20 protein-coding genes are annotated in these 24,882 nt (G+C 51.1%); 8 read left to right on the top strand and 12 right to left on the bottom strand.

Going from position 1 to position 24,882, the window contains the following annotated elements:
- Positions 1-31 precede the first annotated feature (31 nt).
- Positions 32-2,824: a DNA polymerase I gene (polA, locus tag FM042_RS07290; RefSeq protein WP_143235766.1), complete on the bottom strand. Its 2,793-nt coding sequence runs from the start codon at positions 2,822-2,824 to the stop codon at positions 32-34.
- A 509-nt stretch (positions 2,825-3,333) separates the two neighbouring features.
- Between polA and elbB the strand changes: the two genes are divergently transcribed.
- Positions 3,334-3,990, top strand: coding sequence for an isoprenoid biosynthesis glyoxalase ElbB (elbB, locus tag FM042_RS07285; protein WP_143235765.1), 657 nt, complete (start codon positions 3,334-3,336; stop codon positions 3,988-3,990).
- Positions 3,991-4,054: 64 nt separating this feature from the next.
- Here elbB and FM042_RS07280 read toward each other — a convergent pair whose 3' ends face one another.
- The 3 genes from FM042_RS07280 to aroE all read right to left on the bottom strand — a co-directional run bounded on the left by FM042_RS07280 (position 4,055) and on the right by aroE (position 8,245).
- On the bottom strand, positions 4,055-5,272 hold the full coding sequence (locus FM042_RS07280) for a DUF945 family protein (protein WP_143235764.1): 1,218 nt from the start codon (positions 5,270-5,272) through the stop codon (positions 4,055-4,057).
- Between the two features lie 153 nt (positions 5,273-5,425).
- Positions 5,426-7,363: an SLC13 family permease gene (locus FM042_RS07275; RefSeq protein WP_143235763.1), complete on the bottom strand. Its 1,938-nt coding sequence runs from the start codon at positions 7,361-7,363 to the stop codon at positions 5,426-5,428.
- A gap of 30 nt (positions 7,364-7,393) precedes the next feature.
- A complete protein-coding gene (aroE, locus tag FM042_RS07270) occupies positions 7,394-8,245 on the bottom strand; it encodes a shikimate dehydrogenase (protein ID WP_143235762.1) in 852 nt (283 codons plus the stop codon).
- Between the two features lie 14 nt (positions 8,246-8,259).
- On the opposite strand from aroE, the gene FM042_RS07265 reads away from it, so the two are divergent.
- Entirely contained in the window at positions 8,260-8,715 is a 456-nt protein-coding gene (locus FM042_RS07265) for a group II truncated hemoglobin (RefSeq protein ID WP_143235761.1), read from the top strand.
- A 22-nt stretch (positions 8,716-8,737) separates the two neighbouring features.
- On the opposite strand, the gene FM042_RS07260 is transcribed toward FM042_RS07265, so the two are convergent.
- The 6 genes from FM042_RS07260 to dprA form a co-directional block, all read right to left on the bottom strand.
- The gene (locus FM042_RS07260) at positions 8,738-9,364 is read right to left on the bottom strand and encodes a hypothetical protein (protein ID WP_143235760.1); all 627 of its coding nucleotides are present in this window, start codon (positions 9,362-9,364) and stop codon (positions 8,738-8,740) included.
- Between the two features lie 138 nt (positions 9,365-9,502).
- On the bottom strand, positions 9,503-10,435 hold the full coding sequence (gene hemF, locus FM042_RS07255) for an oxygen-dependent coproporphyrinogen oxidase (protein WP_143235759.1): 933 nt from the start codon (positions 10,433-10,435) through the stop codon (positions 9,503-9,505).
- The gene (locus tag FM042_RS07250; RefSeq protein WP_143236037.1) at positions 10,432-10,995 is read right to left on the bottom strand and encodes a Sua5/YciO/YrdC/YwlC family protein; all 564 of its coding nucleotides are present in this window, start codon (positions 10,993-10,995) and stop codon (positions 10,432-10,434) included. Before FM042_RS07250 ends, hemF begins: the two co-directional genes overlap by 4 nt.
- A 75-nt stretch (positions 10,996-11,070) precedes the next feature.
- Positions 11,071-11,637, bottom strand: a complete 567-nt coding sequence (locus FM042_RS07245; RefSeq protein WP_143235758.1) for a DNA topoisomerase family protein — start codon at positions 11,635-11,637, stop codon at positions 11,071-11,073.
- Between the two features lie 14 nt (positions 11,638-11,651).
- Positions 11,652-12,128 (bottom strand): DUF494 family protein, encoded by a 477-nt coding sequence (locus tag FM042_RS07240; RefSeq protein ID WP_143235757.1) that lies wholly within the window; start codon positions 12,126-12,128, stop codon positions 11,652-11,654.
- A gap of 5 nt (positions 12,129-12,133) precedes the next feature.
- The gene (dprA, locus tag FM042_RS07235; protein WP_143235756.1) at positions 12,134-13,261 is read right to left on the bottom strand and encodes a DNA-processing protein DprA; all 1,128 of its coding nucleotides are present in this window, start codon (positions 13,259-13,261) and stop codon (positions 12,134-12,136) included.
- A gap of 225 nt (positions 13,262-13,486) precedes the next feature.
- On the opposite strand from dprA, the gene def reads away from it, so the two are divergent.
- Genes def through trkA form a run of 4 tightly spaced genes read left to right on the top strand, consistent with a single transcriptional unit; the run spans position 13,487 to position 17,696 of the window.
- Positions 13,487-13,999, top strand: a complete 513-nt coding sequence (gene def / locus FM042_RS07230; protein WP_143235755.1) for a peptide deformylase — start codon at positions 13,487-13,489, stop codon at positions 13,997-13,999.
- Positions 14,000-14,011: 12 nt separating this feature from the next.
- Positions 14,012-14,971, top strand: coding sequence for a methionyl-tRNA formyltransferase (gene fmt / locus FM042_RS07225; RefSeq protein ID WP_143235754.1), 960 nt, complete (start codon positions 14,012-14,014; stop codon positions 14,969-14,971).
- Positions 14,964-16,280: a 16S rRNA (cytosine(967)-C(5))-methyltransferase RsmB gene (rsmB, locus tag FM042_RS07220; protein WP_143235753.1), complete on the top strand. Its 1,317-nt coding sequence runs from the start codon at positions 14,964-14,966 to the stop codon at positions 16,278-16,280. Before fmt ends, rsmB begins: the two co-directional genes overlap by 8 nt.
- A gap of 36 nt (positions 16,281-16,316) precedes the next feature.
- Positions 16,317-17,696 (top strand): Trk system potassium transporter TrkA, encoded by a 1,380-nt coding sequence (trkA, locus tag FM042_RS07215; RefSeq protein ID WP_143235752.1) that lies wholly within the window; start codon positions 16,317-16,319, stop codon positions 17,694-17,696.
- Between the two features lie 95 nt (positions 17,697-17,791).
- Here trkA and FM042_RS07210 read toward each other — a convergent pair whose 3' ends face one another.
- Together FM042_RS07210 and FM042_RS07205 are read right to left on the bottom strand one after the other, a co-directional pair.
- Positions 17,792-19,291, bottom strand: a complete 1,500-nt coding sequence (locus FM042_RS07210) for a TrkH family potassium uptake protein (protein ID WP_143235751.1) — start codon at positions 19,289-19,291, stop codon at positions 17,792-17,794.
- A gap of 89 nt (positions 19,292-19,380) precedes the next feature.
- Positions 19,381-21,390, bottom strand: a complete 2,010-nt coding sequence (locus tag FM042_RS07205) for a transglycosylase SLT domain-containing protein (RefSeq protein ID WP_143235750.1) — start codon at positions 21,388-21,390, stop codon at positions 19,381-19,383.
- 121 nt (positions 21,391-21,511) lie between these two features.
- Here FM042_RS07205 and fadB point away from each other — a divergent pair, with 121 nt between their 5' ends.
- Positions 21,512-23,653: a fatty acid oxidation complex subunit alpha FadB gene (fadB, locus tag FM042_RS07200; protein WP_143235749.1), complete on the top strand. Its 2,142-nt coding sequence runs from the start codon at positions 21,512-21,514 to the stop codon at positions 23,651-23,653.
- An 18-nt stretch (positions 23,654-23,671) separates the two neighbouring features.
- Positions 23,672-24,835 carry an acetyl-CoA C-acyltransferase FadA gene (gene fadA / locus FM042_RS07195; protein ID WP_143235748.1) on the top strand — a complete coding sequence of 388 codons (1,164 nt, stop codon included), beginning with the start codon at positions 23,672-23,674 and terminating at the stop codon, positions 24,833-24,835.
- Positions 24,836-24,882 lie beyond the last annotated feature (47 nt).

Below are 24,882 nucleotides of genomic sequence, written 5' to 3'. Positions count from 1 at the left end.
CAAAAAAGTTCGGTTAAAATTTCGTCAAAAATCAGTGGGCTTCATCCCAGTTGTCACCAACCCCTGCTTCCGCGATCAACGGCACATCGATGGTCACTGCTTGCTCCATCACCTCGACTAGGGCTTTCACGTAATGATCCACGCGATCTTCACGAATTTCAAAGACCAATTCATCATGTACTTGCATGGTCATATACACGTCCCCGTCTTCTTTTATGTTGCCTGGGGCTTTTAACCAGTCGGCCACATCAAGCATGGCCTTTTTAATAATATCTGCGGCGGAGCCTTGCATTGGCGCATTAATCGCCGCACGTTCTGCCGCTTTGCGACGAGGAACATTGCGCGCATTAATCTCCGGCAAATATAGGCGTCGACCAAAGATAGTTTCTACATATCCCGCTTCTGCGGCCTGCTTGCGCGTGCGATCCATATAATCTTGCACGCCTGGGAAGCGCTCAAAATACACGTTCATATAATGCTGGGCATCTTTTTGGCCAATATTAAGTTGTCGCGCCAATCCAAAAGCCGACATGCCATAGATGAGGCCGAAATTCACCGCTTTGGCGCTACGACGCTGCTCACCTGACACCTGCTCCAGGGGTACACCGAACACTTCTGCAGCGGTGGCCTTGTGAATGTCACGACCTCGCGCAAAAGCTTCCAGCAGGCCTTTTGATTGGGACAAATGGGCCATGATACGCAGTTCAATTTGGCTATAATCGATAGCCACAATTTTATAGCCCGGTGGCGCGATAAAGGCTTTACGCACCCGACGTCCGGCTTCATTGCGAATGGGAATATTCTGTAAGTTCGGATCCGTCGACGATAAGCGACCCGTGGCGGTAACCGCTTGATGATAAGACGTATGAATTCGTCCTGTGTCGGCATTCACCATGCGCGGCAGTTTATCGGTGTACGTCGATTTGAGCTTGGCCAATCCACGATGACGCAAAATCAATTCCGGTAATGGGTAATCCAGTGCCAACTCCTGCAACACTTCTTCGGCGGTAGACGGGGCGCCTTTCGGCGTCTTCTTCTTCACCGGCAACCCCAAATCTTCATACAAAATTGTTTGCAGTTGTTTTGTGGAGTTCAAATTAAACGGCTGCCCAGCAATCTCGTAAGCTTTCTTTTCAATCTCTGCGAGTTCCTTGGTGATTTCTTTACTTTGTTCACCTAGCAATTTGGAGTCGATCAATACCCCGCGCCGCTCCATCATTGCCAAAATAGGCAAGATCGGAATCTCTAATTCTCGCAGCACTTCCGGTAATTTGCCTTCCTTGAGTACCTTCGGCCATAAGATCTCATGGAGCTGCAACGTCACATCGGCATCTTCTGCCGCATAGCGAGAAGCTTCAGCGATAGATACTTCGTCGAAACGTTTTTGCTTTGCCCCTTTTCCGGCAACTTCTGCAAATGAGATTGGCTTGTGGCCAAGATACTGCAACGACAAGGTATCCATATCGTGGCGCGAGCTAGTGCTATTTAACACGTAGGAATTCAACATGGTGTCGTTAAAAATGCCACGCAAGCGAATGCCTTGGTTGCGCAACACATGCAGGTCATATTTTAAGTTCTGGCCAATTTTCTTGGGTGTGTCATCGGTAAACAGAGGCGTTAACTGCTCCAGTACCCACGCCCGATCCAATTGCTTCGGACCATCCAGATCGTGATGAGTGAGCGGGATATAGGCCGCCTGCCCAGGCGCCACAGCAAAGGAAATGCCCACGAGATCCGCCTGCATATAATCCAAGCTGGTGGTTTCCGTATCAAAGGCGTAATACTCAGCGTCTTCCAGCTTCTTGATCCATGCCTTCAGGGTCTCTTTGTCGGTGATGGTGACATAATCCCCATGGCTAACCGAACCAAAATCAAGACTGCCAGAAGCGCCTTCGTTGCCTTCCTCAGATACGTCACCCCCATGCTCGGGTGCCTTCTCACCCTTTTCGAGAAGCTCACTCAACCAACGGCGGAATTCACAGGTTTTATAGAGTTCCGCCAGGCGCTGATCGTCGGGCTCACTCAAGGTGAGCTGATCGGGGGTAAATTCCAAAGCCACATCGAGCTTAATGGTGGCGAGTTCTTTTGAGAGTAAGAGAATCTCTTTGTTCTCTGCCACTTTCGCGGGCATCGTTTTGGCACCACGGAAACTCAGTGCACTAATCTTATCTGGGTTTTCTAACATCGCGTCGATGCTCTCCATGCCCTGCAGCATGGCTAACGCCGTTTTCTCTCCAACGCCCGGTAAGCCCGGAATATTATCGGAGCTATCCCCCATCAGGGCCAGGTAATCAATAATCTGATCCGGTCGCACACCATACTTTTCCAATACACCGGCCTCATCGAGAATGGTATTGGTCATGGTGTTAATCAAAATGACATGCTCATCAACGAGCTGGGCCATATCTTTATCGCCCGTGCTAATTAACGTAGTGCGTCCTTCCCTAGATGCCTGCATGGCCAAAGTACCAATCACATCGTCGGCCTCGACACCTTCCACTGAAATCAGGGGTAAGCCCATCGCACGAATAATTTGATGAAGCGGCTCGATTTGGCTACGCAAATCATCAGGCATGGGTGGACGATTGGCCTTGTAGGCCTCATATAAGTCGTTTCGGAACGTATCGCCCTTGGCGTCAAATACCACCGCCATGTGGGTAGGGTTGTATTGCTTAAGAAGACTGCGAAGCATATTCACCACGCCATAGATCGCCCCCGTTGGTTCACCGGCAGAATTGGTTAAATGGGGCGGCGCATAGTAAGCTCGAAATAAGTAAGAAGAACCATCCACAAGAATGAAAGGCTGATCTGGAATGCTTGGCATAAACATACCCTGAATTGAAGACGCTAGTGAATGGATGTAAGAATGCCACAGGATGCCGCAACTGGCTAATATCAGGCCGGAAAATTCAAAGCAAAGACGCGAGTAACCTGTGGATAACTCTGTGTAAAAATAGGAAATCCTGCCGTATATCCGAAAAATCGGATGGCAGCATGTTGTAGATAAGTAATTGATTTAACGGGACTAACAGACAACACCCGGATTACTTTTGCTCTTATTTTTGTACTACCCGAGAATGTGGAAATTTTTAAGAACGGTCTGGCAAAACATCGATGTGAGTTACATATTGATCTTTGCCACTGCGGGAACCGTTCAACGTTTACATTGCCCTATTTATTTGGGCACCAGGATCAAACCCTGTCGTTTTTGTAAGCGTTTGCCACATCGGACAGCTAGATTAGCACAACCGGGATGTGATTCCAGATCAATTTGTGATCTTTTTTAACATTTTTTAATCTGAACAAACGCCCTTTTATGCAAGGAGAGATATAATGAAAAAAATCGCCGTATTATTAAGTGGTTGCGGAGTCTTCGACGGAAGTGAGATCTACGAAACTGTCATTACTTTGCTCTCAATTGAACGAAATGGCGCGACTTATCAATGCTTTGCCCCAGATAAAGCACAGATGCATGTGGTTGATCATCGTACCCAAGATGTGAACCCCAACAGCAAACGAAATTGTTTGAAAGAAGCGGCCCGTCTCGCACGAGGCGAGATAAAATCCCTCGATGAGCTCGATATTCGCGACTTTGATGCGCTCATCGTGCCCGGTGGTTTTGGTGCGGCAAAAAATTTCTCGAATTTCGCCACCAACGGTGCCGAAGCCACTGCCGATGAAAAAGTCGTCACCTTTTGCCGAGCTTTTGCCAATAACAACAAACCTGTCGGCTATATGTGCATCGCACCCACCCTTCTACCTTTTGTGTATGGCAAGGGCGTGAAGTTGACCATCGGCAACGACAAAGCCACCGCCGATGCACTCACCACAATGGGTGCTAAGCATATCGAATGCGACGTTGATGGCATTGTGTTTGATGAAGCTCATAACATCGTTACCACACCCGCCTATATGCTAGCGAGCTCCTTAACCGAAGCAGCAAGCGGTATCGAGAAGCTGGTCGATAAAGTGATGTCTCTCACCAAGTAACATAGAAGGCGCACAAAAAAGGGGAGCCGCAGCTCCCCTTTTTTATAAATTTTGTGAGGTCTATCTATTCAGGTAAGCCCATGTTCTCAAGATCGAGTATTTCACCGTTTAAGTAAAACTCACCATCGCGCATTTCGATCAACCATGGTAATTGCTCGGTAGTAATCATCATCATGCTCATCAAAGCAATCAGAGGTAACTCTTCAACGGTTAACGATACGGCCATATATGGAATCAGAGCACTTGCATCTTCCTGAATCATTGCCATGAACTCATCTTGGTCTAGCTGCGTATCGTTGATACCGAAGCTACCGTGAACATGCGCACGACCAATACCTTCGGCTTCAAACTCAAATGTGTTCAACAGCAATCGTGCATCGTTATTGTGTACCAGATCATAGAAAAATTCTGCAACGAAGGCTTCATCTTCGATTAAGTCTGGATTTTGCTGCAGGTGTTCAAACAGTGCATAGTTCACGCCCTGTACTTCCATTTCCAACAATGCATTGCCGCTGCCTACTTCTGGCACGTCGAACTGGCCCACTTCGTATCGCACGGAACCTGAAGCGATGCCATCTTCAACCATCAGGTGTGTGGCAAGAAGAAAATCGCTCATGGAGAAATTAAGGTCCGGCGTATCCATATCCAAACTCGCCAGTTTCATTTCTAAATGCGAATGCTGAAGTTTCTCAAGTCGCCATGCTGTGTGCGACTCTACCGATACTTCCCCGAGTGAGAAGTGCCCTGGGTCTGACTCGTGATATAAGCGGAAGCCTGGGTTGTGTAGGGTGTAATGCAGCGACGTATCTGTTGCAACAACCTGCATAATGGTTTCTGGAATATTCAGAACCATGCCATCGGTATTCCGATCAATATTTGGAACCGTGTACTCCAACGTGAGGCCACCCATGCTAGCAACCCCTTTAGAAACAAAGGGTTTTCCGTCGAAAATGGTCTCATTCACATTGTCTTCAAATACCGTAAGCTGGCCGATGCCGCGAATTTGCGTTCGCAAGAAGCCATAGGTTAACTGGAATACTTCGTGATAAAGAATTTCCTCTTCCATGAAATCCATACGCAACGTCATTTCGACTTTGCCCGTGCGCCAGCCTTGCTCTAGCCAATTCAATTCTACATCGTATGCATGTCCTGACTCAGCTTCTAAGCGATCCACATACTGCTCAATAATGTCCACTGTCGCATTGCGCGTTGCGGTTTGAGCAAACACATAGCCACCAATCAGCACGACGGCCACTACAATGGCAATAATTCCCTTTTTCATATCACGTTACTCTTGTTGTTGTTTCATCACGTTGTTGTTTCATCACGTTGTCGTTTCATCACAATCTGACACGCGGTTCAGATCTTTATGATCATCGTATGGGCATTGCATTCTTCTAGGATACAGCCGCAACCATGCATCGTTATCATACCGTTACAGTGGCCAGAAAAACAGCAGTGCGGGAACACCGATGGCAATCACTATAATCTCTAACGGTAGTCCTAAGCGCCAGTAATCACCAAACTTAAATCCGCCGGGACCTAAAATTAGCGTATTATTTTGATGCGCAATTGGGGTTAGGAACGCACACGAAGCACCCACCGCCACCGCCATTAAAAATGCATCTGGGTTTACCTGTAACTGCGATGCTGTACTTAATGCCACGGGGCACATCACTGCAGCTGTCGCAGCATTGTTCATAACACTGGAGAGCAAGGTGGTCAGTACCAGCACCCAGGTGAGTGCAATCACCGCATTCCCTGCGGCCATGTAGGTGAGAATAAAGTCCACCAGGGTGTCAGCAGCCCCCGTTTGTTCCATGGCCATAGCCACCGGAATCAACGCAGCTAGCAACACCACGACGGTCCAGTCGATGCTTTCATACACTTGCCTAAGAGGAATCACACGTAACGCCATTACGGCAAATACGCCGGCGGTGAAGGCAACTGCGGCACTGGTAATACCCATGGCAGCGGCCGCCACTGCGGCAATCATAATACCTGATGCAAACATGGCGCGCTTTTTACTTGGAACACGCACGGTGCGTTCTGCTAACGGCACGCATCCGGCATTCGCGGCGAACTGGGCCAGTGCATCCGGCTCCCCTTGCAATAGAAGCACACTGCCGGATTGGATCTTGGTGCGGCGTAAACGCCGAACACGTTGGTTCCCTTCAAAAGAAATCGCCAATAAATTCAAACCCAGGCGGCTGCGCAAACGCAAATCCGCGGCTGTGGTACCGATCAGTTGGGAGTCAGGCAGAACCACCATTTCTACCAATACCACTTCGCTATTGTCTGATGCTCTTGGCACGGCATCCGCGTCAGCGCGGCTGGTGATTCCTCCGCGCAAGGTACTCTTTCCGTAAGCGGTTACTTTGCGGTCGAACCACGCCGGACGGTCTTCAAACTCTTCATCCACATGGGGCGGTAGCTTTTCATCACCATCATCTTCCTCCTCGTCGCGTTCTAAATCCGGCGGCGTGACGTTATCCACCAAGCGCAATCCCAGTACATTCAGCGCTTGGCTCAAAGTTTCGGGCTCGGCTTTAATCACCAATAAATCGCCTTTACTCAGGCGTTCATAGCCACGGGTATTCACCACTTTAATCTTGCCGCGAACGAGTCCAATCACTTCGGCTTCAGATTCTTGCAAGGCTTGATCGAGCTCGCCGACGGTCATACCATCGGCTTTGCCCCCTTCCGACACCCGTACTTCGGTAAGGTATTTCCCGGTATCAAAACCTTCCGCATCGGTGCGTTCCCGTTTCGGTACAAAGCGCCAGCCCAGTATCGCGATAAACACCACACCGGCCCCAGCAACAAGAATACCCACCGGTGCAAAATCAAACATCTGGAAGCCTTCGCCTAAGGCTTCAGCACGGATACCCGATACAATCAGGTTTGGCGGCGTACCAATTAAGGTGGTCATGCCGCCGAGAATTGAGCCAAAAGCCACGGGCATCAGCACGCGTCCCGCTGGAATACTAAGTTTATTCGCTAGCTGGATAGCAATGGGCATGAGTAGTGCCATGGCACCCACGTTATTCATAAATGCAGAGAGCACAGCGGCAAGGCCGGTAAGGGATGCGATGGTGGTCATCACCCCGCCCCCGGAAGGTGTTAATTTATGGGCTACCACATCGATGGCACCGGTAGCCTGCAAGCTAAAGCTTAATACCAGCACTGCGGCCACGGTAATTACCGCGGGATGGCCAAATCCATAAAATGCAGTGTCGGCGGTGACTAAGCCGAGTGCAACACAAGCGATTAGCGCACCCAGCGCAATCACATCATGACGCCAACGCCCCCAAATAAACATCACGAGGGTAATCAAGAGCACGCTTAGGATTTTAATTTCCGGCAACGTCATTCAGCATTCCTTGTTGTTTATTGATCCGTACTAGCGCAATAACTTAAGCGCATGTTCAATAGAAGGGCGATGCCCCGTCCACAAGCGAAAACTTTCCGCTGCCTGCCCCACTAACATACCAAAACCATCGGCAACAGCGCAGTGGTGCTGCTGTGCCCAGGTCATAAAAGCCGTGGGCGCGTCGCTATACACCATATCGTAACAAAACGGTTGAGCCACCAATACCTGATCAGCCACATCGGGGCGCTCGCCCCCTAGGCTAGCAGAGGTCGCATTAATAATGAGATCCCACGGCTGATGTAAGCGCAAATCATCGAGCGCCAATGCGGTGATGTTTACCCTTCCGGTTTGTGGTTGGGAGGCTGACTTCCCGTTACGCCCAGACTGCTGCCACTCCGCCACAATAGCTTCTGCTTTTGCCAGTGTTCGGTTTGCAATCACTAGCTCCCCAACGTGCGCAGAAAGTAAGGGTTGAATCACGCCCCGGGTCGCCCCACCTGCGCCGAGAATCAGCACGCGGGCATTCGCCAAATTTACCTGCAAGCGCTGTAGGTCCATCACCAGGCCGGCGCCATCCGTGTTATCCCCATGCCATCCTTGTTCGGTTTTCACCAGGGTATTTACCGCACCGGCGAGTCGCGCCCGTTCACTCACCGAATCCGCTAATCTGAGCGCGATTTCTTTTAAAGGCAGGGTCACATTGGCACCAACACCGCCATCGTCAGCAAAGGCCCGAAAAATTTCTGGAAACGCCGATGCCGATGCTAAACTGCGCGTATATTCAATGGCCACGCCACATTCGCGAGCGAAGCATTGATGAATCTCTGGCGACCGACTATGCGCGATCGGGCTACCAAACACGGTTAACTTATACTGCACCATCGGCGAAGGACCACATGTTAAAACGCTGGTTACGAAGAATTCAGTCTGAACATAGTGTTGCAAATCCGCAAGGGCAAAATGCAACAGATGCGACAATTTACCAACAACTTGGCGGTGAGAAGGCGGTGCGGCACATGGCCCAGCGCTTTTACGCGATTATGGACGCGGATCCTGGTGTGTCTGAATTGCGGGCAATCCACCCTGAGTCCTTGGAAGGCAGCGAACAGAAGTTTTTTGAATTTCTCAGTGGTTGGTTCGATGGGCCACAACTCTATGTAGAAAAATATGGGCATCCGATGTTGCGTGCGCGCCATCTCCCTTTTTCTATCGACACCCGCATGCGCGACCAATGGCTGCATTGTATCTACACCACATTAGACGAACAGGTGCCCGCCGGCCCCCTACATAATGAAATACGCCAGCGGTTTACCCGGCTGGCGCATCATATGATCAATCAACCTTCCCCTTAACAGGGCGGTCTTAGACTTACGTTTAGGCTTTGGCTTTTTGCTTTTCCAAGCGCGCCTTGCGACCAGCAAAACCGCTTTTGGTTTTGTCATCAAGCCCAAATGTCATCGCCTGTTCACACACGGCGATGGCCTCATCAAAGTTACCTTCTTCTGCCAGTAGGTTGGCGTAGTTTTGGAAAGTCGCTACATGAGGAAGCTTCCCACCATTGGCTTTCTTCAGCGGTTTAGCAATCTTATCGAACTCTTCCACATGACGTTGCGAATAGGTTTTGCATAGGGCCCGGGCACCGCTGTCTTTGCGATTTTTGTAGCTGGCATCGATGATGGTTTGATACAAGCGATGCCGTGCCACCGCATCACTCTCATGCTCCAGCGCGGCAATCGGTTGCTCTAATTCGTTAGGAACTTCAGCGCCAAGTGGCGATGGCTGGGTTTGGCTTTCGCCTTTAATCACTGGATCCACAGAGGGTTTTGCTGGCGCTACCTTCGCACGTTTCTCCGGCGCAGGGGCCGCAGGAGGTGCCGAGGCTTGCGACGATGACGTTGCTTCGCTCTTACTTTGTGACTGCGCCTTGGTTTTCGAATGTCGGTACGCCAAAAACACGATCACAATGACCGCGATGACAATAAGAAATGAGATATTACCCATGGTTGCCCTCTGCTTCGTTTATTTTTTATGCAAAACAGCATAATAGCAAAGGAAAGCGGTGACAACCCTAGCGTTGAATTCCCGTAACTCGTTCAACGCCTATTTCTCAAAGCTCGGGTGATCTTGACGAACTTCTCTTTAGTCCTGCTGTAGCCAGTCACGCGGCTTTAGATACGTTTGCAAATTTGCTTCTGGAGAGCCCTCTTCTGGGGTGTACATATACTCCCACCGTGCGAGTGGTGGCATCGACATCAATATCGATTCCGTACGCCCACCGGTTTGTAAACCAAACAAAGTGCCGCGGTCGTACACCAGGTTAAACTCCACGTAACGTCCGCGCCGGTATAACTGAAATTCCCGTTCCCGCTCTCCAAATGGTAGCGCTTTACGACGCTCCACAATGGGCACATAGGCGTTTACAAAATGGTCGCCAATAGAACGCATCAACCCGAATGCATGGTCGAAATCTAACTCTCCTTGCGGATTGGTATTTAAATCATCAAAAAATAATCCGCCCACACCGCGCGTTTCATTGCGATGGGGCAAAAAGAAATAGCGATCACACCAGGCTTTGTAGTCATCGTAGTAAGCATCGCCAAAGGGTGCGCAGGCGGCACGTGCGGTGCGATGCCAATGCTTTACGTCGTCGTCAAAGGGGTAAAACGGGGTTAAATCAAAACCGCCACCAAACCACCACACCGGCGCTTCGCCTTCTTTTTCCGCAATAAAAAAGCGCACATTGGCGTGCGAAGTTGGCACATACGGATTGCGCGGATGAATCACTAACGACACGCCACAGGCATTAAAGCTACGCCCGGCAAGCTCGGGCCGATGGGCGGTTGCCGAAGCGGGCATGGATTCCCCAAACACATGAGAATAATTCACGCCCCCTTGTTCAATCACCACACCGTGACGCAATACGCGAGAACGACCGCCACCGCCTTGCTCACGAGTCCACGCATCTTCTCGAAAATGGCCTTCACCATCAACCGCTTCGAGATCCGCACAAATGCGATCTTGAAGGTCTTGCAGATAGGCTTTGACCTGTTCCAAGTACTGATGCTCACTCATCGTAAGGTTTCTCCGGTTAGCGGATTGATAATCATCGACGGTTGTTCACGACCCCCGGTAGGGCCATCCATAATCCAAGCGATATCGGTACCGAGCTCTGTGCGCACGTCGTTCGCGGTGCGCAAGGGCGGCTCGCCGGAGCGGTTGGCCGACGTTGAGACTAACGGTGTTTTTAAAGCCCGACACAATTGCCGCACTGGCTCAAATGCAGTGACACGCACCGCAATGGTATCAAAATCACCGCGCAAATACCGGGGTACGTCGGCGCGGGCTGGAAGCACTAATGTGACCGGTCCAGGCCAATGGGAGAACACCGAAAAGCGCATATCTTGAGGAATCTTACTGTCATCAACGTAATCAAGTAGCTGACTGTAATCCGCGGCGATGAGAATCAAACCTTTGTGTTCGGGCCGTTGTTTCAGGGCTAAGAGCTTGCGTACCGCCAGTTCGTCGTATGGCGCACAGCCTAAACCAAACACTGCTTCCGTGGGATAGGCAATCAGCCCGTGCTCAGCAATCGCAGTGCGTGCTTGCGCAAATGGGTCGGTATCGGACTGCATAGTATCGATCGGTGAGTTCACAATATCCCCTCTCGCGCAACTACTTGCGCGTGTTCATCGTTATCATGGCGGATATTATACGGATTCTGACTTGTATCCGCATGATTTTTGCGGACAGCGTAGATAGTGACCTTGAACGCCCTCCCGTTTTTCCAGTACGCCCCAACCACATTGTGGGCAGTTTTGCGCTACCGGTGGTTCATTCAACGCATAGTCACATTTTGGATAACGATCGCAGGCATAAAATATTTTCCCGCGCTTACTTGCCCGTTGCACAAGTTTCCCTTTGCTACAGGCGGGACAGGTCGGTGCTGCGGCACTTTCGGTCTGTTTGGGAGCGGTCGGATCCAACATAAAATGGCATGACGGAAAGCTACTACAACCCACAAAAAAGCCGTAACGCCCCTTCTTCAGCAACAAGTCGGAGCCGCATTCAGGACACTGCTCCCCCGGCAAGGATTGTGGTTCAAAATCCCCGGTTTCATGCAGTGATTGGGTATAGTCGCAGCCAGGATAAGCACTGCAGCCCCAGAACGAGTGGTGGCCGGTGTGCTTAAGTTTTACTGGGCTGCCGCAGCGCGGACAAGGCTCGTCGCGCTCATCTTTACGATCCGACGCGTCAAATAGATGTGTTGGAGTCATCAGGGTTCCTGCGTTTAGTGCATGTATCCCTGAGGCTCTTCAAATAGCAAATCTTCCATTTGGCTGTAAGCATCTTCATGACCAGGTACATTAAACAAGACCATGAGAATGACCCACTTCAAATCATCCAAACAAAATTGCGGTGTATCGAGCTCCATCACTCGGTCAACAACCATTTCCCGAGTCGTGAAATCGAGCACCCCGATTTGCTCTAAATACATGAGAAAGCCACGTGACTGGACGTCGAGACGTGCCAGTTCTTCGGGCGTGTACGCACGAAATGAGACAACCGGTGCCGCTTGCGTTAAGTAAGGGCTGTCCTTACTGTCCTGCAAATCAGCTAATCGCTCTAACCAAGCGAGTGCCTTCCCAATTTCCTGTTCATGGAAACCGGCACGGGTCAGCTCGTCAGTCAATTCATCGTGGTCCACAACCACTTCCATTTCAGAATGGACGTAGTTTTCAAAGAGGTACATGAGAATCTCGAACATAACTCCTACCTCCTCACCCTGACGTAACCGCCAGGTACTTGCTTAATCCATCCAGCCAACTCGAGACTGATGAGCTGGTTGACTACATCTGAGACCCCTAACCCACTTCTCGCAATGAGTACCTCAAGGGCAGTGGTCTCAAAATCCACGTTAGCTAATAAATGGGGGTTTGCCAAGCCCGTTTCAAGAAAATTCGACGGCTTTTCTGAAAAAACTTCGTTGTTTAAATTATCGACCGGCCACAACACTTCTTGAGTTGGATAATCTTGGAGGATGTCATCAACGCAAGTCACCAAAGTTGCACCCTGTTGAATCAAGCGGTTACAGCCTTCCGCTGCAGGATTTCGAATCGCGCCGGGTAACGCATACACATTGCGATTTTGTTCCAGCGCGTGCTTTGCGGTTTGTAACGAACCGCTGCGAATATTCGCTTCCACTACTAACACACCTTTACTGAGCCCACTTATTATACGATTACGCTGGGGAAATCGTTCAACCCGTGGTGCCTCTCCCGGTAAATATTCGCTGATGAGTAAGCCTTGTTCCCGCATGTCGCCGTATAGCGCCCGGTGTCGTGCCGGATAAACGCGGTCGATACCACAACCGAGCACACCTATGCTGGCAAAGCCATGCGCGAGTGCGGCGCGATGGGCGGCCGCATCAATGCCCATGGCCATGCCACTCACCACACACAGCCGCTGCGCCCCCAACCCCTTGCTAAACTCTTCCGCAAGGCTGATTCCCATCGGCGTTGCTTTGCGGCTCCCCACAATAGCAATGGCCGGACGCTGTAAGAAAGAGAGATCGCCACTCACGAACAACAACCATGGCCCATCGTCGATTTCCTTTAGGTGTAACGGAAATTCCGGACTTTGCCGGGTAAGGACGCGGTTGCGCTCATCGGCGTCCAACCAACGTTGCAAACGACGCACATCTCGAGCCATCACGTCGTCGGAAATGTCCGCGAGCTTCTCGCGCCAAAATAGAGGCAAGGCCGCGAGAGGTTGGTGGACGTCCATACCCTCAAACCCCGCCCATTGATCCCGTAACAGTCGTTTTAGTTTTAGCGGGGTGAAGTGTAAGCGCAGCCATTGGTTTAGGGTATTCGGGTGTACGTTCTCAGCATAAAGCATGATTCATCCTTGAAGTCACGTGGGCAATCGATATTTCCTATCATGGATATGCACTAAATCCGGTGATTGAACAAGCGAAAACCTGTCTTTTCAGCCTTATTCCCGTTAAAATTAGAGATCCACCGTGAGTAATTCATGCTTGGCCCCTAAGCTGCCGATAATTGGCGGTAAGCGCCCATGAATACCAAGAGAACCGTGCAGAGAGTGTGAGGTAGTAGCGAAGCTATGGCTAAGATGACAATTTTGAAGTATCCAGACGAGCGCCTGCGCACCGTCGCAAAGCCTGTAGAGCAGGTGGATGACGCATTACGCGAAACCATTGATGACATGTTCGAAACCATGTACGACTCTCAAGGCGTGGGTTTAGCCGCCACTCAAGTCGACGTGCATCAACGCTTTTTTATTGCGGACTGCGGCGACGAGAAACCTGAGCCATTGGTATTTATTAATCCAGAAATTATTGAAAAAGACGGCCTCTTTGAAAACGAAGAAGGCTGTTTAAGCTTTCCTAATGTGTTTGCCAAAGTGGAACGGGCCGGCAAAATTCGCGTACGGGCCCAAGACCGCAACGGTGAACACTTTGAGATGGAAGCGGAAGGCCTGCTATCTATTTGTGTTCAACATGAGCTCGACCATTTAAATGGAAAGCTGTTTGTGGATTATTTATCACCCCTCAAACGTGATCGTATTCGGAAGAAACTAGAAAAAGAAGCCCGCCTCGCCGCGAAGCTTGCTTAAGGAAACTTATTGGTGCGTGTATTATTCGCTGGAACACCAGATTTTGCAGCCCGCCATTTACAGGCGCTTCTTGATACAAGCGACATGGAGGTTGTGGGTGTATACACGCAACCGGATCGCCCTGCCGGCCGCGGGAAAAAACTCCAAGCCAGTGCGGTAAAAGAACTCGCGCTCAAACATGAGATTCCCGTGGAGCAACCGGAGTCGTTAAAAAGCGCGGAAGCCCAATCTCAGTTAGCTAGTTATCAAGCCGATGTGATGGTTGTGGTGGCTTATGGCTTATTGTTACCCAAGGCTGTGCTCGACACCCCTCGCTTTGGCTGCATTAACGTGCATGGATCTTTACTTCCTCGGTGGCGCGGAGCAGCACCGATTCAGAGAGCGATTTGGGCAGGCGACCGCGAAACCGGCGTTACCATTATGCAAATGGACGAAGGTTTAGATACGGGCCCCATGCTGGCGAAGTCTCATATTATGATTTGCAAAACTGACACCTCTGCCAGCTTATATGAAAAACTCGCAAAACTTGGCCCGCCTACGCTGATTGAAACCTTACGGGCCCTAAATACCGGAGATATCCGCCCTACACCCCAAGAAGATAAATTGGCGACCTACGCGAAAAAGCTCACCAAAGCCGAGGGCGCTATTGATTGGAACGACTCGGCAGCCTTTATTGAACGGTGCGTGCGGGCATTTAATCCGTGGCCGGGTTCTAGCTTTTTGTTCCATGGTCAACCCATCAAGGTATGGCGGTCACAAGTGTTGGATCATCCCCTTGCTGCACCTCCAGGTACAATTTTAAGGGCCGATAAGCACGGCATCTTAATCGCCTGTGGTGAGCGTGCGTTAAATTTAGAGCGCTTGCAACCGCCCGGCAAGAAACCGATGTTGGCAGCGGACATACTAAATGCCCGCCGCGAAGAATTTGCACCCGGCCTAGTGCTTACCAATAAGCTGGTGCGCGATGAGTAAGCCGGCGAATGCCCGTGCTGCTGCCGCTCAGGCGTTATTTCAGGTTATCGAGCAAGGGCGCTCATTGAGCCAAGCCTTACCCGATACCACCCAGGCACTCTCCGCAAGCGACGCTGCCTTTACGCAAGCCATGTGTTACCAAGCGTTGCGCTTTTTGCCCACCTACGAATGGTTTATTCGCGCACTCGTCGACAAGCCACTGAAAAACAAGGTACGGATTGCCCACTATCTGTTGGTGGTCGGTATCGTGCAGTTACGGGATATGCGCACACCAGCTCACGCGGCCATTGGTGAAACCGTCAATGCCACCATGTTGCTCAAACAAGCGTCGCTTAAAGGCATGGTAAATGGGGTACTGCGTTCATTTCAGCGCCAGGAAGAAACGCTCGAGCAAGCACTGAAAAGCGAGCAAGCCAAAAGTGCCGGGTTACGTACCGATCATCCCGGTTGGTTACAACGCCGCTTAGAAGCCGCCTATCCTGAACAATGGGAACAAGTGTGTACCCGTAATAATATGGCGCCGCCGTTGTGGCTACGAGTAAATCACAGCAAAACTTCTCGCGACCAGTATCTTGCTCTACTTGCTGAGCAAGGCATTGATGCCGTCACCGATACTCAGGCACTCGATGCCATCCGCTTACCGACGGCAAGGGATGTTACCCAACTACCGGGCTTTGCTGACGGCCACGTGTCAGTACAAGATAGATCCGCGCAATTTGCGGCGCATCTACTCGATGCGCAACCGGGCGAGCGCATTCTTGATGCCTGCGCCGCTCCAGGTGGGAAAACCGCGCATATATTAGAACGCACCCCGGATGCCATTGTGCATGCCCTCGACTTCGACGCTGCACGCTTGAATAGAGTCCATGAAAACCTCGCGCGCTTGCAGCTCGAAGCCACCGTGATTTGTGGTGATGCCGCCGACCCAAGTGAGTGGTGGGATAACGCGTGTTATGACCGAATTTTATTGGATGCTCCCTGCTCCGCTACCGGCGTTATCCGCCGACATCCGGATATCAAATGGTTGCGGCGAGCCACCGATATCGATGCCCTAGTGGCGCTGCAAGAGCGGATTCTTCATGCCCAATGGGCACTCCTAAAGGTGGGTGGTCGTCTGGTGTATGCCACCTGTTCCGTATTACCGGATGAAAATACCAAGCAAATTCAAAAGTTTCTGACTACAGTAAAGGATGCGCGGGTAGTCCCAATCGAGCATGCGTCTGAGCACGATTGGCAACTCCTTCCGGAGCCGGAGTCTGGTGATGGATTTTATTACTGTGTGCTCGAAAAAACTGCAGATTCGGCGTAAGCTGAACGCAAATAAGAATAAAGGCGATTCACCTCAATGAAAAAGATCATTATCGTGGGAGCGGGACAAGTGGGCGCCACCTTGGCGGAAAGCTTGGTGAGCGAACGCAATGAAATTACCGTGATTGATCCAAACCGCGACATGCTAAATGAGCTGCAGGATAAGTACGACCTGCGGGTTATTCAGGGTAATGGCGCACACCCCGACGTATTGCGCAGCGCCGGTGCAGATGATGCGGATATGCTCGTTGCGGTAAGTAGTCTTGATGAAGTGAATATGCTGGCCTGCCAGGTCGCCCACAGTATTTTTAATTGTCCGCTGAAAATCGCACGCATCCGTTCTGAACAATACACCAAGTATCACGACCAATTGTTCCGTAAAGAGCAACTTCCAGTTGACCATATCATTTCACCCGAACAACTCGTGACCAGTTATATCAAACGCCTGATCGATTACCCCGGCGCCCTGCAAGTACTGGAGTTTGCCGACGGCAAAGTGAGCCTGGTTGCAGTGCGCGCGTCTTATGGCGGCAAGCTTGTCGGTCATGCCATTGCGACCTTGCGCAAACATATTCCGAATATCGATACGCGAGTGGCGGCTATTTTCCGCCAAGGTCGCCCGATTCGTCCCCTCGGCAGTACCATTATTGAAGCCGACGACGAAGTGTTCTTTGTCGCCGATACCAAGCATATCCGGGCCGTAATGGATGAATTGCAGCCACGGGAAGCCCACTACAAACGGGTCATGATCGTCGGTGGCGGTAACATTGGAGCGGGTTTGGCGCGCCAGCTTGAATCCAGCCATCGTGTGAAACTGATTGAACTGAGTTTACATCGCGCCGAAGAGCTCAGTGCCCAGCTTGATAATACCCTCGTGCTGCATGGCGATGCCTCGGATCAACAGATGCTCAGCGAAGAGCGTATTGAAGATATCGATGTATTTATTTCCGTCACCAACGACGATGAAGCCAACATTATGTCGGCGTTACTCGCAAAACGCATGGGCGCAAAGAAAACCATGGTGTTGATTCAACGCAGTGCCTATGTGGATTTAGTGCAAGGGGGTGATATTGATATCGCGATTTCACCCCAACAAGCGACCATTTCCGCGCTGCTGCGGCATATTCACCGCAGTGACTTTGCCAATGCTTATTCGCTCCGTCGCGGGGCCGCAGAGGCTATTGAAGCCGTCGCCCGAGGTGATGAAAACACCTCCCAGGTGGTGGGCCGTGAAGTGGGTGAATTAAAACTTCCGCCGGGTTCAACCATTGGTGCCGTGGTGCGCGGCAGCGAAGTGCTCATCGCCCACGATGACACGCTAATTCAGTCGGATGACCACGTGATTTTATTCTTGGTGGATAAGAAATACGTGAGTGAAATCGAACGCTTATTTGCCCCTGGCGCGCTCTATTTCTAACCCCAACCCCTAGGTAGCCAACGCACCGCGTTGGCCAGAATCCCGGAGCCCGGAAACCAAGCAGATATCAACACCCAACTAACGCGGAGCGTTGATTACTGCCTCCAAAACGCGGGTGAGAACAATACCAGCAAGGTGAAGATTTCTAATCGGCCGAACACCATGGCCAAGATAGCAACCCATTTCCCCGAGTCAGACACCGCCGTAAAATTGGCACCAACCTCACCCAAGCCCGGGCCTAGATTGTTTAACGTTGCAGCCGTCGCCCCAAAGGCGGAATAATCATCAAGACCGGTGGCGATGAACAACAGCATTAAAATCACAAACAAAAGCGCATACGCGGCAAAAAAGCCCCATACTGCCTGCACCACGCGATCGGGCAAGGGTCGTTTGCCATATTTCACCGTGAACACTCCTTTCGGGTGCACCAAGCGATTCATTTCCCGCACCCCTTGGCGATACAATAAGAGTACCCGCACCACTTTTAAACCACCGCCCGTTGAGCCTGCACTCCCCCCAATAAAGCTGGCGAAAATCAGAACCACCGGCAAAAACACCGGCCACAAGGTGTAGTCTGCAGTGGTAAAGCCTGCGGTCGTACTAATACTCACGGCTTGGAAAATGCCGTGTACGAAATTATCCACGGTATTTGCGTAGTGCTGGTGAAACAGCAACGTTGTAACCACCAAGGCGATCACACTAAATTGGATAATAATTAAGGCGCGGAATTCAGGGTCACGCAAATAGGTTTGCACCGAGCCCATCTGCCAATCGTAATGGGTTTGTCCATCCACGCGCTTGCGATTCATACGCGGGAAGGCGGCAAAATGCAGAGAGAAGTTGACCGCCGCAATGAGCAGGAAAAGCACCCCGACCATAGGAATCATTGCGTTATCGTAATAACCCAAACTGGCATCATGGGTTGAGAATCCGCCAATGGCGACCGTGGAAAACGCATGGCCAATGGCGTTAAAAGGCGTCATCCCAGCAGCCCAGTAAGCCAGTGCACAGGCAATGGTAAGCGCTAAGTAGATATACCAGAGTTGCTTCGCGGTATCGGCGATGCGCGGTGTCATTTTGGTGTCTTTTACTGGTCCTGGGATCTCCGCGCGGTACAACTGCATACCACCAATCCCTAATAACGGCAGGATAGCCACGGCCAACACGATAATCCCCATGCCGCCCAACCACTGCAACTGCTGACGATAAAAGCGATAGGCGTGCGGGAGTTCATCGATGCCCACGAGGATAGTCGCGCCCGTGGTGGTTAAACCTGAGAACGACTCAAACATACTATCTGTAAACGTTAAGGTGTGTGCGTCGGGCATCCAAAACGGAATGGCGCCCACGGTACCGAGAACGACCCAGAACATCACGACAATCAAAAACCCTTCCCGAGTTTTTAGTTCTTGGCGGTAGTTGCGATTGGGATACCAAAGGAAAAAGCCTGTGGTCAGCGACACCACAAAGGCAGACAAAAATGCCCAGCCGCCGCCATCTTCATAGAAATAGGCGAGCACCGCTGGAGGTAACATGGTTACGCTAAATAGAGCGACTAGGAGTCCAAGAATCCGCAGTATGGCGCGTACTTGCATGGTTAGAGCCTTTCCTCGGCGTTATGTTCTTATTAGTGCCTGATTCGGATGGTGGCGGAAATGGCCATTAGATGTTCCATATGGAACATTTAACCTCGATTATTTCCATTAATTTGCATACGAATCAACGGTGCTAATACATTAGCATCTTTTCCTAAAAGCATCGTATAAATTTGCTGATAGGCAAGTACTGCTTTGACATAATCGCGCGTTTCTTGGAAAGGAATCATTTCGACCCAGAGATCCGCGGGCATGCTTTCGCTAGGCAACCACTCTTGCATACGATAAATACCGGCGTTGTAGGCTGCCGTGGCTAGCAACCAATTGTCGTCGGTACGGCGCAATAAATCTGCCAAGTATTGCGTGCCTAAACGTACATTTTCTTCCGGGTTAAACAGCCGCGTTTGAGTGGGCACTCGGCTTGATGGTCCCGGTGCGTTGCGCAACAAATACTCCGCCGTCGCGGGCATTACTTGCATGAGCCCGCGGGCCCCAGCAGGCGATACCGCATCGGCTTGGAATGAGCTTTCTCGGCGGGTGATGGCAAACACCCAGGCAGGATCAATACTGGCTTGTGCGGCCTGCTCTTGCAGTAGATCAGAATAACCTAAGGGAAAACGCCGGTGCACATCATTAAGTGCTCCCGACTGCGCAAAACCAAAGATAGCTTGATCATGCCAGCCCCACTCCGACGCCAAGATTGCCGCGAGTACTTGTTCATCGTCACCAAGGTGGTGCCGCACCATATTCCATTCCCGGCGCGCTTCCAAAAACCGTTCTAGCTGTCGAAATTCATACGCTCGCTGAGCCGCTGGTGACTGCGCTAATTGTTGCAGTGCATCTGGAGAAAACTCTGGCTCATCATGGGATAGTTCCGGAATCAAACTTAGGCGTGCGCTGGCGAGGAATCCGTAATAATTGCGCTGTTGTGCAGCCAGCTCCATGGTGGTCATCGCACTATCGAAATTGCCCAACTCTGCTTGGGCACGCGCCTTCCAATACAACCATTGCCCACGTTCGGCAATGTCGTTGGGCAAACGATCAATAAATTCTGCGATGGCACTGTAATTACGCGTGGCTAAACGTGCGGTTAAATACCATTGACGTGCGGTATCGCTCATTAGGGCTGGATCAAGGCGTTGGAAATAGTCCAGCGCTCGGTCATCGCCTCGCAAGGCCAGTGTGACCGCAATATCCGATTCCATCTGTGCCCGTTCTTGCTCACTAAACGGGTATTTATCTTTAAAATGCTCCCATACCGTAACCATGGCGTCGTGATTGCTCCAGCGCAGCCGCCCTAAACCATAGAGCACAATCTCGCCTTCGCGCGGATCAGCGCCGGGAAACTCTTGGAAGCGGCGCACCACCTGAGGTGAGCTATTCACTCGACGCATCAGCTCTGCTAAATAACGCGTATCTTCGTCCATAAAGCGCGTGAGGTAACGGGCTAACCCCGTTTGCCGCGCTTCTAAAGCAAGTTTAATGCGCTGCCAAACCACCTCATCACTGCGATGCCCAGCATTCGACCACGCTAAAAATACAGGATCACAGGCCGAAGGTAGGCTGCGCCCATGCAGCCATTGTTCGGTCACATCCTGCCATAACGACGCGAACTCCGCGTCTCGGGATTCTGACTCATCTTGCCGCTGTAAATCCCGATAGCGCTCCCGCAAATAATAGCACTGCAGATGCGCCGACCCTTGCCGCCGGTAGTCTCGCAAAAAACGCGCGCTATCATTCCGGCGCTGAAGAAAATTAAGCCATGCAGTCCGCAACTGGCGTTCCGCCGGCGTACCTGCATAGTCGTCGAAAAATTCCAACACGAAGGGTTCGTTGGCGATAGAAAAGTTTTGTTCAAGAAAGGCCGCTTCCAAGTATGGAAACAACGGATAGTCGGTTAGCTTAACCATGAGTTCGCGGGCACGCTCGAAATCTCGGCGCTCGATTCGTTGTTCCGCTTCCAGGAACCACTCGCGCTGCTCTGCTCGCGGTGTATAATCGTCAGGCAAGGCTGCACTGGTGCTATAAGAAAGCACAAATCCGAGTGAAAACAACAGCCTTACAGCATTTTTAAACGGGTGTTTAATTTTCTTTCTCATTATGGGATGATTACTGCCACAGTTTTGCCATACTCTTGTATCACATTAGCACATAGGCACAAGAGTGAAACTTGAGTGTTTGCAGAGACGAGCTCTGCCAACCAGTCTCGGGAGACCACAGATGATCTACCAAGGTACTAACCTTCATGTTGACTTTATCGAGCCCGGTATCGCTGAACTTCTGTTCGACGCCCCTGGTTCAGTTAACAAGTTTGACGAAAAAACACTGAATGAGTTCAGTGATGCACTCGACGCATTAGCGGCGAATGCTGATTTAAAAGGAGTTTTGGTTCGCAGCAGCAAGCCAACCTTTATTGTCGGCGCTGATATTACCGAATTTCTCACCTTATTTGCCGATGTTGAGAAAACGAAAAAGTGGGTGCACATGGCATCACGCGTTTTCGATAAGCTCGAAGATCTCCCCGTTCCTAGCATTGCCGCCGTGAATGGTTTTGCTTTAGGCGGTGGTTGTGAAGCCATCCTTGCCTGTGATTACCGCATCGCCGACGAAACCGCCGTTATTGGTTTACCTGAAGTGAAGCTCGGCCTGATTCCTGGTTTTGGCGGCACCGTGCGTTTACCGCGGGTGATTGGTCCTGATAACGCCATGGAAGCCATCACCACAGGTGCCAATCATAAACCTGAAAAAGCACTGGCTATCGGTTTGGTCGACGCCGTTGTGAAATCAGATCGCCTAAAAGAAGGCGCGCTAGTAATGTTGCGCGACGCAATTGCCGGTGATCTGGATTGGAAAGCCAAGCGTCAGCCAAAATTAGAACCACTTAAAGCAAACGACACTGAGAAGCTGATGTCGTTTAGCACCGCCAAAGGCTTCGTTTGGGCGAAAGCCGGTAAGCATTACCCTGCCCCTCATGCGGCAGTGGAAGTGACTGAGCGTGGTGCTGGTTTAGCGCGTGACGAAGCGCTGAATATCGAAAACGAGCTGTTTGTAAAACTCACTCAAACCGATGCGGCTCGAGCGCAAGTGGGTATCTTCCTTGCCGATCAAGTGGTGAAAGGTAAGAGCAAGAAAGCGGCTAAATCTGCTAGCAAAGAGATTAAGCGCGCGGGCGTATTAGGTGCGGGCATTATGGGGGGCGGTATCGCCTACCAAAGCGCTGTCAAAGGCGTGCCTGTGGTGATGAAAGATATTCGTCGCGAAGCGTTAGATTTAGGCTTAGCAGAAGCCTCGAAAATTCTGGGTAAGGGCTTAGAGCGCGGCAAGATCAATCAGAAAGTCGTCGCAAAAACCCTTACATCAATCACACCAACACTGAACAACAGCGAACTTGCCGATGTGGATATCATCGTTGAAGCCGTGGTTGAGAATCCGAAAATCAAGGGTTCAGTATTGGCGGAAGTCGAAAAAGTGGTGAGCAAAGACGCCATTATTACGTCGAACACCTCCACCATTTCCATCGATAAGCTGGCAGAAAACCTACAAGACCCGAGCCGCTTCTGCGGCATGCACTTCTTTAATCCAGTGCACAAAATGCCGTTGGTAGAAATTATCCGTGGCAAACATACCTCAGACGACACCATCGCCGCGGTGACTGCGTACGCGATGCGCATGGGCAAAACCCCCATCGTGGTCAACGATTGCCCGGGCTTCTTGGTAAACCGTGTACTCTTCCCCTACTTTGCCGGCTTTAGCTTGCTGCTCGACGATGGCGTCGACTTCCCAGGCATCGACAAAGTGATGGAGAAAGAATTTGGTTGGCCGATGGGCCCAGCGTATTTGTGCGATGTAGTTGGCCTTGATACCGCCGATCACGCCACGCATGTGATGGCGGAAGGCTTCCCAACCCGCATGGCCCGTGACGACAACGGCGCTATTGCCCAGTTAGCGAAGAACGAGCGCTACGGTCAGAAAAATGGCAAAGGTTTCTACGAGTACAGTGTCGATAAAAAAGGCCGCCCGAAGAAAGTGGTGAACCCTGACGTTTACGACATTATTGGCAAAAAAGAAGCCTCTGCGGAGAAAGATGAAATTATCGCCCGCTGCATGATCCCAATGGTCAACGAAATGATTCGTTGTCTGGAAGAAGGCATCGTCGATAGCGCTGAGGAAGCAGATATCGCATTGATTTACGGCCTCGGCTTCCCGCCATTCCGTGGTGGCCCCTTCCGTTACTTGGAAACCGTGGGCTTAAACAAATTCATTGAGTTAGCCGACAAATACGCCGATCTGGGTGAAATGTATCAGGTCACTGACGGTTTACGTGAGAAAGCCAAAAACGGCGAATCTTACTTTAAAAGCTAACTTCGAACGGAGATTGTTATGAAAGACGTCGTAATTGTAGATGCAATTCGTACACCAATGGGCCGTTCGAAAGGCGGTGCATTTCGCAATGTACGGGCAGAAGATTTATCTGCTGAATTAATGAAAGGGTTGCTTGCACGTAACCCGAATGTCGACCCCAATGAATTGGAAGACATCTATTGGGGCTGCGTGCAGCAAACCCTCGAACAAGGTTTCAACGTGGCGCGCAACAGTGCCCTGCTTGCGGGTATTCCCCATAAAGTAGGTGCCGTTACCGTCAATCGTTTGTGTGGGTCATCCATGCAAGCAATTCACGATGCAACTCGCGCCATTCAAACCGGTAACGGCGATATCTTTATTGCCGGCGGTGTTGAACATATGGGTCACGTACCCATGATGCACGGCGTGGATTTCCATCCAGGCCTCAACCGCACTGTAGCAAAAGCCGCCGGTTCTATGGGTCTCACTGCTGAGTTACTTGGTAAGAAGTTTGGCATTAGTCGCGAAGATCAAGACGCGTTCGGTGCACGTTCGCATCAATTAGCCCACAAAGCGACATTAAGTGGCGAGTTTAAGAACGAGATCTTACCTATCAATGGACACGACGAGCATGGCGTATTAAAGCGCTTCTCGACCGACGAAGTGATTCGCCCGGAAACAACCGCTGAAGGCCTGGCCAAATTGCCGCCGGTCTTTGATCCGGCCAATGGCACGGTGACTGCGGGAACCTCTTCGGCGATTTCCGATGGTGCTGCCGCAACTTTGATTATGTCGGCAGAGCGGGCAAAGCAATTGGGTTTAAGCCCGCGCGTGAAGATTCGCTCAATGGCCGTTGCGGGTTGCGATCCATCGATCATGGGTTACGGCCCAGTACCTGCCACAGAAAAAGCACTGAAACGCGCTGGCTTGAGCATTCAAGACATCGATTTGTTCGAGTTAAACGAAGCCTTTGCGGCACAAGCCCTGTCTGTACTGAAAGGCTTGGGTATCGAAGATCACATGGACACCAAGGTGAACTTGCACGGTGGTGCCATTGCGCTTGGTCATCCTCTGGGTTGCTCAGGTGCGCGCATTAGCACCACGTTGATCAACCTGATGGAGCAAAAAGGCGCAACCTTAGGCTTAGCCACCATGTGTATCGGTTTAGGCCAAGGCATCGCCACCGTCTTCGAACGGGTGTAGCCAACGCATCGCGTTGGCCGGGCTTCGTGGGCACGGCGATGGGAAAG

Source organism: Aliidiomarina halalkaliphila (assembly GCF_007096385.1).
Classification (GTDB): Bacteria; Pseudomonadota; Gammaproteobacteria; order Enterobacterales; family Alteromonadaceae; genus Aliidiomarina; species Aliidiomarina halalkaliphila.
The sequence above is the reverse complement of the archived record's forward strand: the minus strand, read 5'-3'. Positions and strand labels throughout refer to the sequence as shown.

Bases quoted from the DNA above. Each gene is read 5' to 3' on its own strand.
- FM042_RS07210 (WP_143235751.1), bottom strand. From the start codon at position 19,291: ATGCAAGTACGCGCCATACTGCGGATTCTTGGACTCCTAGTCGCTCTA.
- FM042_RS07260 (WP_143235760.1), bottom strand. From the start codon at position 9,364: ATGGGTAATATCTCATTTCTTATTGTCATCGCGGTCATTGTGATCGTG.
- FM042_RS07205 (WP_143235750.1), bottom strand. From the start codon at position 21,390: ATGAGAAAGAAAATTAAACACCCGTTTAAAAATGCTGTAAGGCTGTTG.
- elbB (WP_143235765.1), top strand. From the start codon at position 3,334: ATGAAAAAAATCGCCGTATTATTAAGTGGTTGCGGAGTCTTCGACGGA.
- FM042_RS07245 (WP_143235758.1), bottom strand. From the start codon at position 11,637: ATGACTCCAACACATCTATTTGACGCGTCGGATCGTAAAGATGAGCGC.
- trkA (WP_143235752.1), top strand. From the start codon at position 16,317: ATGAAAAAGATCATTATCGTGGGAGCGGGACAAGTGGGCGCCACCTTG.
- FM042_RS07250 (WP_143236037.1), bottom strand. From the start codon at position 10,995: ATGCAGTCCGATACCGACCCATTTGCGCAAGCACGCACTGCGATTGCT.
- dprA (WP_143235756.1), bottom strand. From the start codon at position 13,261: ATGCTTTATGCTGAGAACGTACACCCGAATACCCTAAACCAATGGCTG.
- polA (WP_143235766.1), bottom strand. From the start codon at position 2,824: ATGCCAAGCATTCCAGATCAGCCTTTCATTCTTGTGGATGGTTCTTCT.
- def (WP_143235755.1), top strand. From the start codon at position 13,487: ATGGCTAAGATGACAATTTTGAAGTATCCAGACGAGCGCCTGCGCACC.
- FM042_RS07280 (WP_143235764.1), bottom strand. From the start codon at position 5,272: ATGAAAAAGGGAATTATTGCCATTGTAGTGGCCGTCGTGCTGATTGGT.
- aroE (WP_143235762.1), bottom strand. From the start codon at position 8,245: ATGGTGCAGTATAAGTTAACCGTGTTTGGTAGCCCGATCGCGCATAGT.
- FM042_RS07275 (WP_143235763.1), bottom strand. From the start codon at position 7,363: ATGACGTTGCCGGAAATTAAAATCCTAAGCGTGCTCTTGATTACCCTC.
- FM042_RS07265 (WP_143235761.1), top strand. From the start codon at position 8,260: ATGTTAAAACGCTGGTTACGAAGAATTCAGTCTGAACATAGTGTTGCA.
- rsmB (WP_143235753.1), top strand. From the start codon at position 14,964: ATGAGTAAGCCGGCGAATGCCCGTGCTGCTGCCGCTCAGGCGTTATTT.
- fadA (WP_143235748.1), top strand. From the start codon at position 23,672: ATGAAAGACGTCGTAATTGTAGATGCAATTCGTACACCAATGGGCCGT.
- fadB (WP_143235749.1), top strand. From the start codon at position 21,512: ATGATCTACCAAGGTACTAACCTTCATGTTGACTTTATCGAGCCCGGT.
- hemF (WP_143235759.1), bottom strand. From the start codon at position 10,435: ATGAGTGAGCATCAGTACTTGGAACAGGTCAAAGCCTATCTGCAAGAC.
- FM042_RS07240 (WP_143235757.1), bottom strand. From the start codon at position 12,128: ATGTTCGAGATTCTCATGTACCTCTTTGAAAACTACGTCCATTCTGAA.